A 19,009-nucleotide genomic window follows, 5' to 3' on the forward strand; every position below is an offset into this window, starting at 1 on the left:
AAACTAAACTCATGTTTCCACTATTTTACTAAAAGCCGTCACCATTGTCCAGAGGTTTTTATGGTATTTCTTTGCAATTGCAATAACTTGACAAAAAGGTGCCTGGCACCTTTTTGTCAAGTTATGCGGAGAGGGATTGTTCCCATTTGCCGCAGCGGTCGCCCCAGCGGGCCAGCGGCTGTCCGTCCATACTGATCTCGATTACTTCGCAGGCGTTGGCGCAGCCGGAACATTCAAAACTTCTGGTATCGAACTGTTGGTCTACCAAAGAGAAGCCGCGGAAATCTGTATATCCTTTCTGCTTTACTTTTTCCTGGGCTAAGATTGCGGCCCCCACGGCCCCCATAACATTGAAATACTTCGGGATGATTACTTCCTGGCCCAATGCTTTGTTAAAGGCCTTGTGCATACCGGCGTTAGCGGCTACCCCGCCTTGGAATACCACCGGTCCCAAAATTTCCTTTCCTTTACCCACATTATTTAAGTAGTTGCGCACCAGTGCCTCACAAAGTCCGGCGATTATATCGGGCAGACTGTGCCCCATCTGTTGTTTGTGGATCATATCAGATTCGGCAAAAACCGAACAGCGCCCAGCCACCCGAACGGGGTTATCGGTACGCAGAGCCAGATCGCCGAACTCTTCGATGGCCACGTCCAGCCGTGCCGCCTGCTGGTCAAGAAAGGAACCGGTGCCCGCGGCACAAACGGTATTCATGGCAAAGTCACTGACAATCCCGTTACGAAGAATGATTATTTTAGAATCCTGACCGCCAATTTCTAAAACCGTCTGTACTTCGGGAACCATCTCGATAGCAGCAATGGCGTGAGCGGTAATCTCATTCTTCATCGTATCCGCACCTACAATCACCGCCGACAGGTTGCGGGCACTGCCGGTAGTACCTACCCCTGCTACTTGATAAGTCTGCCGCATATCCTTTTTTAATTTCATTAACCCGTTTTTCACTGTCCTAATGGGCTGACCCTGCGTGCGCAGGTAGAGTGACTCCATTATTTCCCTATCTTCATTCATCAGCACTAAGTTAGTGCTGACTGAACCCACGTCTAATCCCAGAAATACCTTCATCACTACATCACTCCTGTTTGAGCATATTTCTGCCGATAAATTAAATCTACAAATGCCTCCAAGCGCGTCACCAATCCAGCTTTCCCCGTTTGTTCATCCACGTAGATGCTCATTACCGGTATGCCGTGGTCCTTACTCACCCGCGGCAATATAGTCTGGGCCACAATTTCCGGCATACAGGTTAAAGGTGCCAATTGGATGACGCCGTCAAAGCCCTGCTGCGCATAGTCAACGGTTCCGCCCACCGTTTCCCAGCCGTGGCCACCGACAAAATGGTTAAGATAGGGCTTGGCCAGCTTTCGCAATCTTTTATTGCTTTTAATTGGGATAATACCTCGGAAAATATGATCATTTATCCACTCACTGAGATAAACTGAACGACTTACTTCAGCGCCCATTCGGCCTAAATGCCTTTCCATATCCAGATTTACAAAGGGTTCTAAAATGGTATAAATTTCTCCCACCACAGCAATTTTTACCGGCTGGAACTCCGTCTTTTGGGGCAGCTCCCCCATGTCTGCCATGGCCCGGTGGGCAGCTGCATAAATGTCATTCCTATTATCTACCTGTTCTATTTCCACAACCGCTTTATCGAAAATACGGTCTGCTCCTCCTTGGCTTTTCTCTCTCGGTCTTATCTGCTGCAGTTTTATTTCCGCCAAATCAATAGCCCGCGCCTTATACCAGGCCAGTTGTACCGCCTTTATTATTGTCGGCCAAGATTTACCGTTTGCCAGGGTGCGCACGTCGTACATCAAGTCGCTGAAACTTGTATCCGGCGGCTCTAGCACCACCATCTTCATATCTATTCCCAGATCATACAAAATTTCGCGCTGCACTTGGGCATAATAGCCAAAACGACAGGGCCCTAGACCCCCTGCCATGAGGATAGTGTCCGCCCCTATTTCTCGGGCTTCCAGATAGTTGCCCAAGTTAATCTTCAATGGAAGGCACGCAGATTCAGGGGAGTGCTGGGTACCTAAGGATAGTGTTCTTCTGCTACATAGAGGGGGCACAATCACCTCCAGCCCCACATGCTCCAACATTGCTTTAATAGGAATATGTATGTATCCCATACGGGGAACGGTTATTGGCAAAGAGTATCCCTCCTTACGATCATGTCCCAAAATGCTTCCAATCGGGTAACTAATCCTGCTTCTCCGGTGTGTTCATCAATGGTCAAAAATAAAAACGGCATAGTGCCGGCACGCCGGATATAGCGTTCCACCAGCTCACCGACAAGGGAATCGGGGCCGCAGCCGAAGCTTGCCACATGAATAATCCCTTTAATATCCGGTCGCTTCATTAAATGCAGCGCCGCCCCTATCTGGCGCTTACCCAGGGTCCAAAACATACGCTTAGGCAGCTTGGCTGCTTCATTTTCGATGATAGCATCAGGTATGTTTTCAGCCGTCACCACCCGCGCTCCCTGCTTGTGCAGCCGTTGAATAATGTCCATACTAATATGGCGATCGTAAATGTTATAGCCATGTCCCAGCAGACCAAGCACCGGTCGCTCCGTTTCCTGCTGTTCCTCATGACAATAATCTCTTTCGCCGGTCCACAATTCCAGGGCCTGCATAGGAGACTGCCCCTTTTCCAGAAGCAGTTCATACTGTTGCTGGGAGAAACGAGCCAGATGCCAGGCCTTACGTATTTTAATCCGACTGTTAGTGAGGTAGCTGCCCATTGTTACTGCCGCCTTCTGAGCTGCTTTTTCTGTTTTACTTAAATCAAAATCTACCTCTATCAAGTGGGGGAGCTTAATATCTGCCGCCTTAATCATGTCCGGCAGGCCCATGAATTTGGGACAAATATATTCTTTCTGGGCTGTACTTACCAACCGGGGCAAAAATAAATAGTCCACCTTATCAGCCAAATCTACCACATGCCCATAAAACAATTTAACCGGTAGGCATGCTTCATCAACTGCTAGAGAAACGCCCCGATTTAGAATTTTTTTATTAGTCGGTTGAGATAGCACCACTTCGGCCCCCAGATTATGAAAGAAATCACACCATAAAGGGAAGAAATAGTAGTAGAACAATCCACGCGGGATGCCGACTTTAACCATATAAGATACCTCCTTATATCTCTCATAGGGTTACCGAAAAACGCATGGAATATTCTGCTATCATCTCAAAGTATCGTCAAGTCTAAAACTAACGTAGGAGTGATTGAATTGTTTAAGCCGAAAAGAATCTTTTTCGAACAAGGTGCCCTGGAATATCCAATAGGTGAAAGACTATTTTCTTTATTTAAAAACAAAAACATTCCGGTGTCTATGCTCAAATCGCATAATCGCGTGACAGGTATTCCGGGGAAAAATCCCCGTGAGGCGTATCTCGAAGGCAAAAAAACTATGGTAGTAGGGGTGCGGAAAAGTCTAGACTTTGCAACCTGCAAGCCCTCGGCCCACTTTCAACTGCCCTTGGTAACCAGCTGCATGGGAAAATGCCAGTATTGTTACTTAAACACTCAATTAGGCAAGAAACCCTATATTCGGCTGTATGTAAACATAGAGGAAATTCTCGGCAAAGCAAAAGAATTGATTGAGGAGAGAAAGCCTGAGGTGACAGTATTTGAAGGCGCGGCCACTTCCGATCCGATACCCGTTGAACCATATACCGGCGCTCTACAGCAAGTAATCCAATTCTTTGCCCAAGAGCCCCTGGGAAGATTTCGATTTGTCACTAAATTTACCGATGTGGACTCCCTGCTTACCAGCACCCATGAAAAGCACACCACCGTCCGTTTTAGTATCAACAGCCAGCCCATTATATCTACTTTTGAACAGGGCACTCCCCGCTTAGAAGCCCGAATTGACGCCGCCAAAAAGGTCTATAGTGCCGGATATCCCCTGGGTTTTATCGTGGCACCAGTATTTCTCTATAAAAATTGGCAAACGGATTACCATACTATGCTGGAAAAACTATCCCAAGCTTTAGATAATACCGATGATAACCCGCCCCGCTTTGAAGTAATCAGTCATAGGTATACCCTGCGGGCGAAAAGCACTATCCTTGAAGTGTTTCCTGACACCAAGATTCCCATGAAGGAAGAAGATAGGCAGTTTAAATACGGTCAGTTCGGTTACGGCAAGTACCTTTACCCCAAAGAAAAAAGAAAACAGGTTATTGATTTCTTTACAACAGAAATCAATAACCTGTTTCCCAATGCAGCAATTGATTATATTATTTGATTACCGCAAATCTATTCTAAAACCTTATCTCTCAATACTGCCACAGCGGCCGCGCATTGAGCCCGGGTGGCATCTTTCTTCGGGCTAAACCCGGGGTAGAGTAACCCTTCTTCTTCGGCTGCCTTGATATAACCACTGTACCAATAATCACCACTACTGCTTTGTGCCCGTGCCTCTAATCCTAAGGCCCGTACCAGCATGGTGGCCACTTCCGCGCCAGTGATATTGTCACCCGGTGCAAAAATATCCTGGGCTTTTCCTTTGATTAATCCTTTATCAACGGCAGCCTTGACCACCGGATTAGCCCAGTGCGAAGCAGTCAAGTCTTTAAATTTATATGTTTTACCTGCTGCCTCTTTAGCATAACCCAATCCGTAGACTAAGAACTTGGCAAACTCTGCCCGGGTCACCAGTTTTTCAGGTTTAAATGTACCATCAGGATAACCGTTAAGTGTCCCGTCTTTGACCAGCTGCTTAACCGCCGGATATGCCCAGTGACCCTCGTTAATGTCCGTAAATTTACTCAATAAAGATAACCGGCGCAGCCGCAGGTAAACAGAATCACCATTTAAATAGTCACTCAAGGCAATCAAAGCCTGTTTTGTAGCCATCATATCCGTACGTCCACCGGGTATGTGGGCAAAAGAGCCGTCCGCCAATTGATAATCGATTATGGCAGTGATAGGATTGCTGCCGTCCGCCTTGGTCCAGCGCGGCGCAGCCGGATCCATTCCCAGCGCCATCAATCCCTGCACCACACTGGCGGTAGATTCCAGGTTTTCTGTGCCCCAATTAGCAAAACCACCGTTAGCAAGCTGCTCTTCTTCAAGATATGTCAGCGCCTTTTTAACTTTCTCACTGTCCTCGTCTTCGCCTAACAATGCCATCGCAACTAAGCTCAGGCCGGTCATATCCGACTCAGACTGTTTAACCGTGCTATCAAAATGAAAACCACCATCGGCATGCTGTCTATCTTTGAGCCACTGCAGGGCCGCCCGCTTATCAGGGATATCTTCACCGGCAGCCAAGAGGGAGATAATGCCCCATACGTGGGCATTAACCAGATACTCGCCGCCCTGGGTAATAGTATCAGCAAATTTACCGTCTTTAAGCTGAGTGGACCTGATCTCCCCAACCAAGTCATGACCGGCAAAATCCGTCGGGTCACCACCGGCGGCAAGAACACCTAACAGTGTACGCTGATAATCAGTGTTCTTCTCATCGTTAAAGGTATTGCCTGCTTTGACCTGTTGAGCTCGCCAGGAAAGCGGTGTATTAATGCCTTGCCGCCACCTATCGCTGTTCAAATCTTCCCCCGCGGCAAAGAGTCCTACGGCCCCCCAATCCAGTACCCCTTGAAAATCCTTTGCCCGATAATAGCCATGTAAAAAGGAAACCGCTTCCTCTTGGGCAGTGGCAGCTCCATTATCACCCGCTGCTGCAGGCAAAGGAACTGCAATTATCGTCGCAAGTAAAAAGAAAACTATTAAGAATTTGCTAAACCGTACCACTGAATCCCCTCCCACATTCTCCACATTATCATCCAAATATATCACCCGAAATTTGCGGTCAAAACGCCGCAGTATCTTTACCAAATCCGCACCAAACAAGCGCATAAATAAGACGTTGCTGACAGCGTGCATGGTATCCGGCCAAAAGCTGGTGATGTTGGTGGCCATAAATGACTGCCAGGTCAGGGGATAGACAAAAGCCAGCCAGTTCCACAAATTCATAAACCAACCGAATAAATACCCCCAAACAAAAGCAGATACCATCAACAAACCCTTAGCCCAGGACTTATCTTGGTACCGCCCCAATAGGCCGCCGGTCACGCCAACCAATCCCCAGGCCAACATCTGCCACGGTGTCCACGGCCCTTGGCCCAAAAACATGTTAGATGCAAGTGCTGCCGTAGCCCCGACCACAAACCCGGATTCCGCCCCAAATACAAGACCGGTAATCATTACTAAAAAAGTAGTTGGCTGCACACTGGGAATAGCTGCAAAAGGTATTCTTCCAGCAGCCGCCAGGGCAGCTAATGTGGCCACCAATGCTAATTGTCGGGCATCAGTGTCACCCTGCTCATAGCGAAAGAAAAAGTATGCCAAAATCGGGATTAGAATAAATAAAGATAGTAATCCCCAATTTGCTGCCCTGTAAGCGGACCATGCACCAGCGATGCCTATGGTAAGGATGACACTAAAAATTTTGGGCATTGCCGACACCCCCTGTCACTGTCATGGCATCTTCAAAGGTTAGCACACCGCAGCTGTTAAAAGCCCTGCTCAGTTGTGGTGTATACTGATGGTCACTGCCTAATACCTGATACCGATCGCCATCAGCGATAATGGCTCCGTCTTCCAAAATAATTACCCTGCTGCCAAACTTTGCAACAAACTCTACATCGTGGGTAACCATCATAATAGCGATTCCCTGCTGCTGCAGTCGGGCGATTAAATGGCCCAACTCTTGCTTCAGCGCCATATCTAACCCACGAGTAGGTTCATCTAAGAGCAACAATCGCGGTTCACTAACTAATACCGACGCCAGTGCTACCCGCTGCCGCTGGCCGCCACTCAAATCCCGTGGATAGCGATGACGAACCTCCCATAACCCCAACTGCCTCAGAGTGCGCTCCACTTGGCCATTGTCGGGGAGCTTCATGTTAGTCAGGGTAAATAAAAGCTCCTCTGTGACAGTATCCCGAAAGAGATAATCATTGGGATTCTGGGATAAATAGCCGACACTTCCCACCAATGCCCCGGCACACCCGTTTTCCACCGGCACACCGCAGACAGAAAGAGTACCTTGATAATGGGGCATAAATCCACACATGGTTTTAAGCAGGGTGCTTTTTCCCGCTCCGTTCGCGCCAAGCACCGATACAAACTCACCGGCAGACAGCCCAAGCTTTATTTCCTTAATGACGGGCTCTTCTTTGACATAACCTGCAGCCAAACTTTTAGCCCGAACCAGTAAGTCTTCTTCATCTGCACTAATGAAGCCCTTTTGACTGGTGAAACTTTTTGGCAGACGTTGGCTGATGTCTAACTTTACCCGAGCGGGGTCCATGGGGACCCTGCCTCTGTTGATGGTGGCAAAATACTTATAAAAATCCGGGATAAGAACATCATGCTGCACGGCCCAATGTAAAAACTGCTGCACCCCTCCATCAAAGCGTGGGCAGCCATCATGGAAATGAACAACTCGCTCTACAAAAGGCAGCACCCGCTCCAAACGCTGTTCCGCAATTACCACAGTCACTCCCTGTTGTTTGCTTAGCCGCCGTACCAAAGACATGAATTCAGCGGCAGCCTGTGGGTCCAACTGCGAGGTCGGTTCATCAAGTAACAAAAGCTTAGGACGGACAGCCATGACAGCGGCCAGGACTACTTTTTGTTTCTGGCCGCCGGAAAGCTGCTGCAGCGGAATATTTAATAAAGGAGACAAATCAAAATAACCCATTATTTCATCCAGGCGATTTCCCATTTCCGCAGGCGAGCAGCCGATATTTTCCATACCAAAAACCAGTTCCCGCTCTAGGCCGGTCATTAGCAGCTGTTTTTCCGGGTCTTGAAAGACAATTCCTATTTCCCGAGCCAGTTCCGGCCCTGCTAAGTTCCGCATGTCCTGGCCCATATACAAATATTTCCCCGCCAAGGTACCGCCGTAAAATTCCGGTGCCAAGCCGGCAAGCAGGCGCAGCAAAGTTGATTTACCGCTCCCAGACGGCCCGGCAAGCAGTGCCGTCTCACCCCGCTCGAGTGAAAAATCGCAGTCCTTGAGGGCAGTTTCCCCCGTGGGGTAGGTGTAAGTTATTTTTTTTACTTCGCATACCGCCATCGCTTCCACCCCCAATCCAACAAAACAGGTAAAATAATCAAAATTAGCATCCAGGTAAATAGGTACAACTGTTGTCCTTTTAAGCCAATATTGCTCATCCGGGGAAAATAGGACATGCGCACGATAGATCCAAATACAAACGTTGCTATTATGAGCACTAATAAGTAAAAGCTCGCTATCATATCCAAAGCCCCGAAACTATCCGGATTATAGGAGCTGCGCCTACCCTGCCCGTAACCCCTGGCACGCAGGGCCTCAGCGGCATCTAAACTGTTCTCCAATGACGATAGAACTAACACCTTTAGCAGTGGCAGCCGTATGCGAATCTTCTCTATTAACCCTCCCTGCTCTAGATTGACACCGCGGAGCTGCTGCACTCTGATGATTTCCTCCATCTCTCCCTTAAAGCTTGGTATCAACCGTACCGTCAATGCTAATGTCAGTCCCGATTTTGGCATAATCCTAGAAAGCAGTACCATTAGGCGATCAGGACCCACCAGTAGGTTAAAAAGAGCAAACAGCAAAATAACAGCTGCAATTCGCAGTGCCATCACTCCGCCAAAAGCCACTGCTTCCAATGTCACTCTAAACCCCTCGATAATCGGCCAGCGGGGCGCCCGCCACAGCACCGTAGAACCGCTCCTGTTTACCAAGGAATTGATTATTACAATCATAACCATCATAAAGGCGGCCATCCTGCCATAACCTAACAGCGACTGCAGCCCACCATTAATTACCAGAAAGGCAGCGGTGGCTGCAAGAAAAGCTAGCAGCAAGAGTGGATGGTCCAGGGAAAGAACCAATGCCACTTGTGCCAATATCAGGCATAATAAAGTAGCAGGATTAAGTTTAGTCAATAGCCCTTTCCCTTTCCCTTCCATTAAATGAATCACCTCGATCTATTCACCTATCGGCACCGGCAACAATTTATCAGCAGTCACTATTAGTCCTGTCCGAAATTTCAGGCGTTCCGGTTCTTCAGTCATCAATCGAACAGCACGTTCCAATCCTTCCTGGTCAACGCCTATCACCATCCACAACGGGGTCTGATCCCCCTGTCCCGTGCCTGTGGCAATAATTGCCGCGCTGCCGGAACCATAGACCTTTCTTTCCGTACGATCCAGTCCCATTGCCACCAAACCGTCAGGCACGGGCTTCACAAACATACCAGTTCGATCCAAATTTTTAACCAGATCATTCATGGACGGCAGCAATGCTAATTGCGACCATGTACCCATTACCAGAGTAGGGCGTTCCCTGTCTAAAATATGACTGTCATCCACTGGAACTAAATCTACCTTTGCCCCCTGGTTTCCAAAATAACCAGCCAGTTTTAGAGCCAAAACTTTGGTATCGCCATTATGCATAATAAGCCAGGGCATATCAGCTTCCTCTTCGCCAAATCCGGAGGTAAAAGGTTTGGGATAAGCCCCGATCACTGCCGGCATGTAGGTAAGATGCTGCCAGTCATGATAATCCCACCAGATATTGTCACCGGGCTTAGGATAATAAGAAGCACCGCCAACATTACTCTGAATGCCGTTTAACCAAAAAAACCAGTCATTTTTACGACGGCCGGCACCGCCAACATTGCTATATGCGGACTGTAGACCATTAATAGCGTTGACAAAGCCACCACCATATTCTGTTTCCACATCTACATGACGTGCGAGTACATCAAGGACTGTATCATCTTCTTCCAGCGGCACTTTTTCTTGAAAAAGCACTTCGCTGCCAAAATCCTCAGTTACCCACAAGGTCACTTCCGCTTTCTGCGGATTGCCCGCATCCATGTTGTCAGGGTTGGCGGCGCAGCCTGACACCGCTAGAACAAGTATCAGGCTTACCGCTAAGATAACTTTTCTCAAGGGTTTCCCTCCAGTTATTACTCTATGTTGTTAACTGCCCGCCAGATAATCACCGCTGCCTGGGCGCGGGTGGCAGTGCCCAGCGGGGCAAATCGGCCATTTCCTACACCGTTTACCAAACCTGTATCCACTGCGGCATTTACCGCTGGCGCCGCCCAAGTCTGAACCTTTGTCTTGTCGGCAAACTCCAATGCATCCGCAGTAACCGTTTCATCTACACTTAGCTCAACGGCTCGCACCACCATGGCAGTCATCTCCTGCCGGTTAAGGACCGCATTGGGCTTAAAGGAATTATCTTCGTATCCGGTAACCAGTTCCTGTCGGAATGCCGCCCCAACAAAAGGAGCATACCAGCTTCCCGCCTCTACATCCTCGAAGACAATATCTGCCGTTTCATCGGTCTCTATCTCTAGGGCGCCAACCAACATTTTGATAAACTCTGCTCTGGTCACCGCCTTATTAGGTGCAAATAACCCTTCTCCCACGCCGTTAAGCACACCCTTGGCGGCTAACTCCTCTACTGCTTCGTATGCCCATGGATATTTCTCCTGGCTAAAATCCTCAAACCGCCCACTCTTTTCCTTAATCACTGCAAACTTAGTGAAGTGATTTACAAGTCCTGTAACTTCACCGTTGGCTACATCCACCACAGTAGGAACCGGCTGCCATTTGTTATTTTCTTCGTCATACCAAGCCAGGCGCACCTGGCGGGCATTGTTACCGTCAAACACCGTCTTAAGCCGAAGCTGTACCGGCTTTTTAAAGACGGTCCCATCTGGGCCAAAATTATAAACACTGGTTAAGCGGTTTACACTATCTTCGTCGTCAAAGTTTGCCTGTTCCCGAACCGTAAGGGAAGTCCTTTCCGCCAAGGCCCCGGCGGGAAGCGCCAAGTTCACCTCTTCGTTGTCATCACTAATAATTGTATCTTCATCAGTTTCCACCATCCCGTCAACATCTACCTCATTATCTTCTAATAACTGCTGCCAGTATTCGATTTCGTCTTGGGTCATGGCGTCACTCTCACCTAGTACCAAGGCGCTGCCCGGTTTTCCGACTAACTGGGCCAATTTTTCCTTGGCTTCCTGGCGGATCGCCTCCCGTACCTCTTGTAGTTGTTCAGATATTTCCGGTTGAATAATATCATCAAATTGGCGGCCCGGGTTATCGTCAGTGCTGTTTTCTGCAAAAAACCAAATTATTTCATCTTCATCCTCAATGGTCCAAGAGCCGGCACCGACGTTCGCCGGTACATAGCCATTGACAGAATACTTCCAACCGCCTGTCCCTGAGATGGTTTCCTCGACTCCTTCGATGGAGGAAACATAGCTACCGCCAAACCCCGTCTCCACATCAAGCCCTAATCCCATTAACGCATCCATAACCGTGGATCCTGCCGGAAGCTGCAGCTGGTCCTCAACTACTGGCGAAATGTCCTGAACTTCGATGTTTACGCTAATTGTGTTGTCGTCTGAGTTGGACGGAGGCTCAGGGTCGTCCGGGGAATTAGTAATTATGCCTGATAATGCCGGCATAACCCTGCCATAATGGACCTGAGTCGGATATTCCTCGGTAAAGCTTGCTAAAGCCAACAGGGTATCCCACGTGGTATAGGCTTCTACCCCCATCGACTTAAAGGCCCCGGTTGCTGGGTTTTGATTCTTTAACAGTGCCGTAACTAAATTCCCCTCAGCTTTTTGCCAAATGCCCATCGTGGGGTTTATGCCCAGTTTGGATAAGGTCAGTACTACCTGGGCGGTGGAATCATAGTTTGCACCGTACATATCTGCAATAGCACCGCTGTCGTCCTGTTTTCCATTAAACGCGGCTATTGTTTCCTGGGCGATCGTGTCCCCGGAATCTACACTTAATGCATTGAAAGCTCTCAATATCATCGCACTAGTATCTATATCCTGGTAAACTACCTCATTACCATCATAACCCGTGTAACTAGCCGTCCATAGTCCTCCGTCACGGTCTAAATTTTTAAAATAACTTTCTGCCGCCTGGGGATATGTCACAGCTTCTCCTGCCTCGACAACAGCTATCACTGCCTGAGCATTATCTGCCGTTGATTTAGCCCCGTCAAATTCGCCGCTGCTTTGCTGTCTCCCTTTCAAGTCAGCTGCTAAGTTTTGACCATTAAAGTCCGAAGCATCCATTCCTAAAGCATTTAAAATATTAATCGCTGTAATTAACTTCTGCGTGTCGCTAAAATCAAATCCGGCCAGATAATCTAAATAGGTATCGCCGCCATTTGACAAATTTACCAGATCAACCCCGGATGCCGCCAATGCGTAGGCCACCTGGTCATCCACGCCAAGTGAACCGTCCCAGCCGCTGTAAGCGAATGACCCGTCTGACTGCTGCAGGTCTGTTAAATAACTTTCTGCCTGGGTCATAACCGGCCCTACCTTATCTACATTGGCCAAAGCCAACAGGGTATCCCACGTGGTATAGGCTTCTACCCCCATCGACTTAAAGGCCCCGGTTGCTGGGTTTTGATTCTTTAACAGTGCCGTAACTAAATTCCCCTCAGCTTTTTGCCAAATGCCCATCGTGGGGTTTATGCCCAGTTTGGATAAGGTCAGTACTACCTGGGCGGTGGAATCATAGTTTGCACCGTACATATCTGCAATAGCACCGCTGTCGTCCTGTTTTCCATTAAACGCGGCTATTGTTTCCTGGGCGATCGTGTCCCCGGAATCTACACTTAATGCATTGAAAGCTCTCAATATCATCGCACTAGTATCTATATCCTGGTAAACTACCTCATTACCATCATAACCCGTGTAACTAGCCGTCCATAGTCCTCCGTCACGGTCTAAATTTTTAAAATAACTTTCTGCCGCCTGGGGATATGTCACAGCTTCTCCTGCCTCGACAACAGCTATCACTGCCTGAGCATTATCTGCCGTTGATTTAGCCCCGTCAAATTCGCCGCTGCTTTGCTGTCTCCCTTTCAAGTCAGCTGCTAAGTTTTGACCATTAAAGTCCGAAGCATCCATTCCTAAAGCATTTAAAATATTAATCGCTGTAATTAACTTCTGCGTGTCGCTAAAATCAAATCCGGCCAGATAATCTAAATAGGTATCGCCGCCATTTGACAAATTTACCAGATCAACCCCGGATGCCGCCAATGCGTAGGCCACCTGGTCATCCACGCCAAGTGAACCGTCCCAGCCGCTGTAAGCGAATGACCCGTCTGACTGCTGCAGGTCTGTTAAATAGCCCAGTGACCTTCCGATAGCAAGGTCCACCCAATCAGCATAGGTCGTTATATTTATTTCTGCTTCGTAAACATCTTGATATACAGCCTTTATTACTTGGTCCTGCTTAAATGATTGCGGGGACATCAAAGTAATATCTAATTGAGGTCCACCTGTATACGTGTCCAATTGGTTGTTATCTTCGCCAAGGTATAACCAAGTAATACCGGAATAAACCTGACCATAGACGCTGTCATAAACGTCAGCATTTATGGTAACTTCCTGTCCCGCAGCAAATACCCCGCCGTCTGCAGGGGAAATAATATCTACGGTTACCCCGGCTAACGCCATGCCGGTCATGTTCAGCACCATCACAACTACCAACAACAAGACAAAAAACTTTCTTCTTTTCACTTTCTTCCCTCCCAGTTGTACTTCGGTTTTACGGGGAGAAACTTCCATTAAATATAAAAAAACCCGGCCACGGCCGGGTTTAGGTAAAACGGAATAGTATCCCCATTTCCTTCCCACCGAAGGTTGTTGAATTCTCGTCACCGGCAGTGATCTCCTGACTTGCACTTCACCCTAGTCCCTGTGCCTTCCCGGTTTCCCAGTGGCTTGATACAGGTTTCGTCCGTGCTTACAGTAGCGGGGGCTGTAGCGGATTTGCACCGCTTTCCCACAACAGGTAACAATATTTATTTTCTTTATTTTACCTTATTTATAGCATTTCAGCAACAGTTTTCGCAAAGTTCTGAAAAAAAAGAGAAACTAAATCGACGCTTACCTTGAAATTTCCACACACATAAGGACTTGGGGTTTTCACCCCAAGTCCTTATTTTTTATCAATGTTCCTCAACTACAGGGGTTGCTTCCTCGTTTATCTTTCTGATACCCAGCATCTTTCCAACCGCCAACGCCAGGATGGCCACAAAACCGCTGAATAAAGCGCCCATCTTGGCAGCGCCTTGGATGGACGGGTCAACAAATGCCGCCCCGGCCACAAATAATGCTACCGTTAGACCAAGCGCCGCTACCAAGGCTGCGGTAAACAGTTCTTTCTGTCCCATACCCTCAGGCAAAGGAAAACCTACCAGCTTGCCCAAGTTGGCCAGAGTAACTATACCCACCGTTTTACCTAGCAGCAGGCCCACAAAAACCAACCATGTGGCGGCACCGATGCCGGACAGCTGTACACCCGCATTGGAAAGGCCAAAGAAAAATAGCCCAAAATCCACAATAACCTTCCATTCATGTTCAAACCGCGCCAGGGTGGAATGCTCTTCCTCTTCCTCTTCTGCTTCAAACAGATGCCCGCGCGCAGTAACAGGATGGGGTAAAAACGGTACAATAAATACCAAAGCCAGTGCCGGGTGCAAATGAGTATTATGAAGTCCGGTCCAGCTGAGCAATCCTGCTACCAATAAATATGGCCAATAATTACGCACATTAAATTTCCTCAGTGCGAAGGCAACGATCACTGCCGCCAGCACCAACAACAGCCAAATAGGTTCGGCGGGCTGCAAAGGATCGGGGTAGAAAACGGCTATGATAACTAATCCAATGGCATCATCGGCAATTGCCAGTAATAAGAGAAACTTTACGGCAGGATGCGCTGCGCCGAATACAAAACGAGCCACCAACCACGCCAAGGCAATATCGGTTGCGGTGGGAATACCCCACCCTCTGACCAGCTCGGGTGAGCCAAAAACTGCGTTTAACCCTAAGTACACCGCTACAGGACCGACAACCCCGCCAATAGTGGCTAAAAGAGGGTTAATTGCCTTTTTGAGCGGGTTAAGGTCCCCGCCTGGCATCAAGCTCTGGGTTATCTCCACACCGGCTATCGCAAAGAAAAATACCATAAAAATATCGTTAACTAGAAAATGAAAATTGGCACCAAAGATTAATTCCGTTTCCATCAATTCATGATAGCTGTGAGGAGAAATGTTTGCCCAAATAAGTGCTGCGAATACGCCCGCAATTAAAGGAATTGAAAACTCTTGAAGCATTTGAATTGTTTTTTTCATTCATATCCTCCCTTGATAAAAGATTTCTTTGTTTAATTATTTGAAAAAAGTAGTTTCCTTTTTCTACACTTATCCTTTTTGTAGCTTATTTCCGACTCCAATTTTTATTCTTCTTCCTTATCAAGCATCAAACCTTTATTTTATTCATCCAAATGTTCTGCAAATCCTGCTAAAAAGAAAATCTTCTTATATTCAAACTAATTATCCACAATTTTCTATGCATTAAGAAACCCGGTTGAAATGACCAACCGGGCAGTGCTATTCTTTTTCGTCCGGGTCATCTTTTGGCTTCATAGCCACCGCCGGCTGGCGATCAGGGTCTATGGGCTTTAATATCGACGGTCTGAGGTTTTGGATTGGTACCGGAGAACGGATAATAATCGATTTAAACGCTTTGTAGTTAAAAGGTATCAACGGCCATAAATATGGCACGCCAAATGATTTAGTTAGGGCTAAGATCATAAAATATAACACAGTAACACCGGCGAATCCCGGCAGCCGCAGCAGACCTGTACCCACCAGCAGAGCAACGCGTACCAATCTGTTAGCCATACTCATCTCATAACTGGGAGTGGCAAAAGAACCGATAGCTGCTACCGCCATATATAGTATCACTTCGGGAGCAAATAGGCCGATGTCAATGGCTACTTGCCCTATCAAAACTGCGGCAATAAGGCCCAAAGCAGTAGCCAAGGCTGAAGGTGTATGCACTGCTGCCATGCGCATCAAATCAATACCCAACTGGGCAAACAAAAATTGCCACATCAAGCCCACTTTTCCGACATCGGTGGGCCCAATAAATTTTAAGCTTTCCGGGAGCAGGGACGGTTCCAGAGAGAACAGCAGCCATAATGGGGCGATAAACACACTGCCAATCATGCCGATAAAGCGCACCCAACGTAAATATGCACCTACAGGTGGGGCTTCACGAAATTCCTCCGCATGCTGCACATGATGAAAAAAAGTAGCCGGTAATATAATTACACTGGGCGAGGTATCAACAATAATTAGGACATGTCCCTCCAGCAAATGTTGGGCAGCCACATCAGGCCTTTCGGTATATCTTACCCGGGGAAACGGATTCCAAAAACTTCCGGGCGTTATCAATTCCTCCACCGATTTTTCTGCCATGGGTAAGCCGTCAATATCGATCTCAGTGAGCTTGCTTTTCACCTTTTCCACAAGTCTAGGATTTGCTATATCATCAATATAAGAGATACAGATATCTTGCTTGGAGCGTCGACCCACATTCATAATTTCCATTCTTAACTTTGGGTCACGAATACGGCGGCGAATTAAGGCCGTATTGAAAACAATAGTCTCTACAAAACCATCTCTAGAGCCCCGCACCACCCGTTCAAGGTCAGGTTCCTGAGGGCCACGCGCCGGGTATGTTCTGGCATCAATAACTATGGCTTGATCGAGGCCATCCACAAACAGGGCAATAGGACCGGATAAGATGGTATCTACTACCTTATGTAGGTCATCCACTCCATCCGTTTCAAGATAATTAATTTGTTTTTTTACTATCTTTTCAAAGGTATTGGGAGTAATTTGGTCACGTTCAATGGAAGTAAGACGGCGCATAATCCAAAGCATAATATCGTCTTTGGCAAAACCATCAACAAAAAGTAATGCCGCATCTTTGCCGGCAACAGTGATTTCCCGCCACATCAGGTCAAAACTGTTATCCGGACTTAGTTCGTTATATATCCATTCCTTATTATCGGATAGCTTTTTGCTGACAGGCATTTTTTCATTAATGTTTTCCGTCATACCTGATATCCACTCCTAGCTAATATTTCCTCCACCGCCCGGGTAGTGATAGGCGCACCTTTATGACTGCGGTCAGATCCCTTCATTTTTCCTACATCACCGACCCCAACAATTATTGGTATATTGTAATCATTTAAAACATCCACCGTATCCCCCTGGAGCTTGGGGCTGTGATCTGTTCGAGGATAACCATCCTTATCAACTGCTTCCTGAATAAGTTCACCGTCCCTTGTTATTGAACAATCTACCTTTACGCCACGAATATGGTCTGTATTAGAGGCAACTGCCACCACTCCCAACACTTCCACCTGACCGTTTCGTACAATTTCGGCCAACGCCTGCTCACCCTGGGCTTGGCCCCGGTCACCCCTGTCATCCAACATCACAAGTACTGGATCATAAGGTGTTTCCAATATATGGGATATTATTTCATCGCCGGTAATGGGGGTAGGATTCCCCGCAGATAAAGAGATGCATCGCCCGCCTACCCTGTGGGCCACTTCCTCCACGGCCTTTCGGGCCACCTTATCACCATCGGTAATAAGCACTACTCGTTTCTTATCGCCTGTGGTCCGCATAATTATCCTTGGGGGTTAAACATGACTGCCATCATGTAACCAAAGACCACTGCTGCGGCAATACCTACCGAAGTAGCCTCAACACCGCCTCCGAAAGCACCCAGCAAACCATTAACTTTGACAGAATCCATGACCCCCTGCGCCAAAGTGTGGCCAAAGCCGCTTAGTGGAATTGTCGCCCCCGCACCCCCTAAATTTACTAAAGGTTGGTATAATCCAATTGCACTGGCCACCGCACCAAGAGTCACATAACCCACCAACACATGACCCGGAGTGATATCATAAGGTGTTAAGTCCATTATCAGTTGACCGACCAGGCATAGAGCTCCACCTACCAAAAATGCCATCAATATAGTCAAGATATCTTCCTCCTTTGATAAATTTAATAACTTGACAAAAAGGTGCCAGGCACCTTTTTGTCAAGTTATTGCATTTCGAATGCGACGGCGTGGCCGATGCCAGGTATTGATTCTCCCTGTTGACAGGACAATGGGCTGTGCAGTGCACCGGTGCCAACGCCCAGTATTCTCTTGAATTTACCTGCCATCATCTCTTCTATTAAATAGCCGCAGGTTACTACCGCGGAGCAAGCACAACCACTGCCGCCGGCATGTACATCTTGAGATGGGTCGAAAATGAGGATACCGCAGTCAGTATAGTTATTGCTTAAATCGGTATTCTGTTGTTGGGCAAGTTTCTCCACCAGTGCCTTACCGACTGTGGCTAAATCGCCGGTGACGATTAAATCATAATCTTCCGGCGTACGGCCAGTATCCATCAGATGGGTCAGGATGGTATCTGCCGCGGCTGGAGCCATAGCCGACCCCATATCGTTGGCATCTTTAATGCCCTGATCTACGATTTTACCGATTGTAGCATGGGTAATCTTTGGCCCCGAGCCCTCTTTGCCAATCAACATTGCCCCCGCTCCTGTTACCGTCCATTGGGAAGTCATAGGGCGCTGAGCGCCCAACTCCGTTGGATAGCGGTACTGCCGCTCTGCCGTATCGTGATGGCTGGAAACCGCTACCACCACTTTTTCGGCATAACCTCCGTCCACCATCATCGCCGCCAGGGCAATTCCCTCGTACATGGTCGAACAAGCGCCGTAAAGCCCTACGAATGGGATTGTTAGCTGCCGAGCGGCATAGTTAGCAGAAATAATCTGATTCAGCAGGTCTCCCGCCAGCAAATAGTCTATATCCTGAGGCGTTAATCCCGCCTTCTTAATCACCGTTTCTACAGATTCTGTCAGCAATTTGCTTTCTGCTTTTTCCCAGGTCTTTTCACCGTGATAAGTATCTTGAACAATTTTATCAAAGCTATCTGCGAGCGGCCCTTCGCCCTCTTTAGGACCCACAATTGATGCGGCAGCCATTATCGCCGGCGGGTCAGCAAACCGTATCGTTCTTTGACCGA

14 protein-coding genes and 1 riboswitch are annotated in these 19,009 nt (G+C 47.8%); of the genes, 1 reads left to right on the forward strand and 13 read right to left on the reverse strand.

The features are described 5' to 3' along the window. Positions 1 to 121: 121 nt before the first annotated feature. The 3 genes from MFMK1_RS14490 to MFMK1_RS14500 are packed head-to-tail and all read right to left on the reverse strand — an operon-like array spanning position 122 to position 3,158. Entirely contained in the window at positions 122 to 1,084 is a 963-nt protein-coding gene (locus MFMK1_RS14490; protein WP_366924957.1) for an acyl-CoA dehydratase activase, read from the reverse strand. Between the two features lie 2 nt (positions 1,085 to 1,086). Then, on the reverse strand, positions 1,087 to 2,181 hold the full coding sequence (locus MFMK1_RS14495; protein WP_366922401.1) for a CoA protein activase: 1,095 nt from the start codon (positions 2,179 to 2,181) through the stop codon (positions 1,087 to 1,089). Beyond that, positions 2,172 to 3,158 carry an acyl-CoA dehydratase activase-related protein gene (locus MFMK1_RS14500; protein WP_366922402.1) on the reverse strand — a complete coding sequence of 329 codons (987 nt, stop codon included), beginning with the start codon at positions 3,156 to 3,158 and terminating at the stop codon, positions 2,172 to 2,174. The genes MFMK1_RS14495 and MFMK1_RS14500 overlap by 10 nt, the downstream gene beginning before the upstream one ends. Positions 3,159 to 3,257: 99 nt before the next feature. Between MFMK1_RS14500 and splB the strand changes: the two genes are divergently transcribed. Then, on the forward strand, positions 3,258 to 4,286 hold the full coding sequence (splB, locus tag MFMK1_RS14505; protein WP_366922403.1) for a spore photoproduct lyase: 1,029 nt from the start codon (positions 3,258 to 3,260) through the stop codon (positions 4,284 to 4,286). Between the two features lie 11 nt (positions 4,287 to 4,297). On the opposite strand, the gene MFMK1_RS14510 is transcribed toward splB, so the two are convergent. From MFMK1_RS14510 to spoVAD, 10 genes are all read right to left on the reverse strand, one after another. After that, positions 4,298 to 6,502 carry an ECF transporter S component gene (locus tag MFMK1_RS14510; RefSeq protein ID WP_366922404.1) on the reverse strand — a complete coding sequence of 735 codons (2,205 nt, stop codon included), beginning with the start codon at positions 6,500 to 6,502 and terminating at the stop codon, positions 4,298 to 4,300. Then, positions 6,486 to 8,129 (reverse strand): ABC transporter ATP-binding protein, encoded by a 1,644-nt coding sequence (locus tag MFMK1_RS14515; RefSeq protein ID WP_366922405.1) that lies wholly within the window; start codon positions 8,127 to 8,129, stop codon positions 6,486 to 6,488. The genes MFMK1_RS14510 and MFMK1_RS14515 overlap by 17 nt, the downstream gene beginning before the upstream one ends. Further along, complete coding sequence (locus tag MFMK1_RS14520) at positions 8,111 to 9,010, reverse strand: energy-coupling factor transporter transmembrane component T (RefSeq protein WP_366922406.1); 900 nt, start codon at positions 9,008 to 9,010, stop codon at positions 8,111 to 8,113. The genes MFMK1_RS14515 and MFMK1_RS14520 overlap by 19 nt, the downstream gene beginning before the upstream one ends. Before the next feature lie 18 nt (positions 9,011 to 9,028). After that, positions 9,029 to 9,997 carry a DUF4430 domain-containing protein gene (locus MFMK1_RS14525; protein WP_366922407.1) on the reverse strand — a complete coding sequence of 323 codons (969 nt, stop codon included), beginning with the start codon at positions 9,995 to 9,997 and terminating at the stop codon, positions 9,029 to 9,031. 17 nt (positions 9,998 to 10,014) lie between these two features. After that, complete coding sequence (locus tag MFMK1_RS14530) at positions 10,015 to 13,620, reverse strand: S-layer homology domain-containing protein (RefSeq protein WP_366922408.1); 3,606 nt, start codon at positions 13,618 to 13,620, stop codon at positions 10,015 to 10,017. A 125-nt stretch (positions 13,621 to 13,745) separates the two neighbouring features. Next, positions 13,746 to 13,911: riboswitch (cobalamin riboswitch) on the reverse strand. Positions 13,912 to 14,051: 140 nt separating this feature from the next. Further along, a complete protein-coding gene (locus tag MFMK1_RS14535; protein ID WP_366922409.1) occupies positions 14,052 to 15,236 on the reverse strand; it encodes a Na+/H+ antiporter NhaA in 1,185 nt (394 codons plus the stop codon). Positions 15,237 to 15,494: 258 nt separating this feature from the next. After that, positions 15,495 to 17,012: a spore germination protein gene (locus MFMK1_RS14540; RefSeq protein WP_366922410.1), complete on the reverse strand. Its 1,518-nt coding sequence runs from the start codon at positions 17,010 to 17,012 to the stop codon at positions 15,495 to 15,497. Continuing rightward, entirely contained in the window at positions 17,009 to 17,590 is a 582-nt protein-coding gene (gene spoVAEA / locus MFMK1_RS14545) for a stage V sporulation protein SpoVABEA (protein ID WP_366922411.1), read from the reverse strand. The genes MFMK1_RS14540 and spoVAEA overlap by 4 nt, the downstream gene beginning before the upstream one ends. Positions 17,591 to 17,592: 2 nt before the next feature. Then, a complete protein-coding gene (spoVAE, locus tag MFMK1_RS14550) occupies positions 17,593 to 17,949 on the reverse strand; it encodes a stage V sporulation protein AE (protein ID WP_366922412.1) in 357 nt (118 codons plus the stop codon). A 65-nt stretch (positions 17,950 to 18,014) separates the two neighbouring features. Then, positions 18,015 to 18,968 carry a stage V sporulation protein AD gene (gene spoVAD, locus MFMK1_RS14555; RefSeq protein WP_428846311.1) on the reverse strand — a complete coding sequence of 318 codons (954 nt, stop codon included), beginning with the start codon at positions 18,966 to 18,968 and terminating at the stop codon, positions 18,015 to 18,017. Between the last annotated feature and the right edge of the window lie 41 nt (positions 18,969 to 19,009).

Source organism: Metallumcola ferriviriculae, from assembly GCF_035573695.1.
In the GTDB taxonomy this organism is placed as follows: domain Bacteria; phylum Bacillota; class JADQBR01; order JADQBR01; family JADQBR01; genus Metallumcola; species Metallumcola ferriviriculae.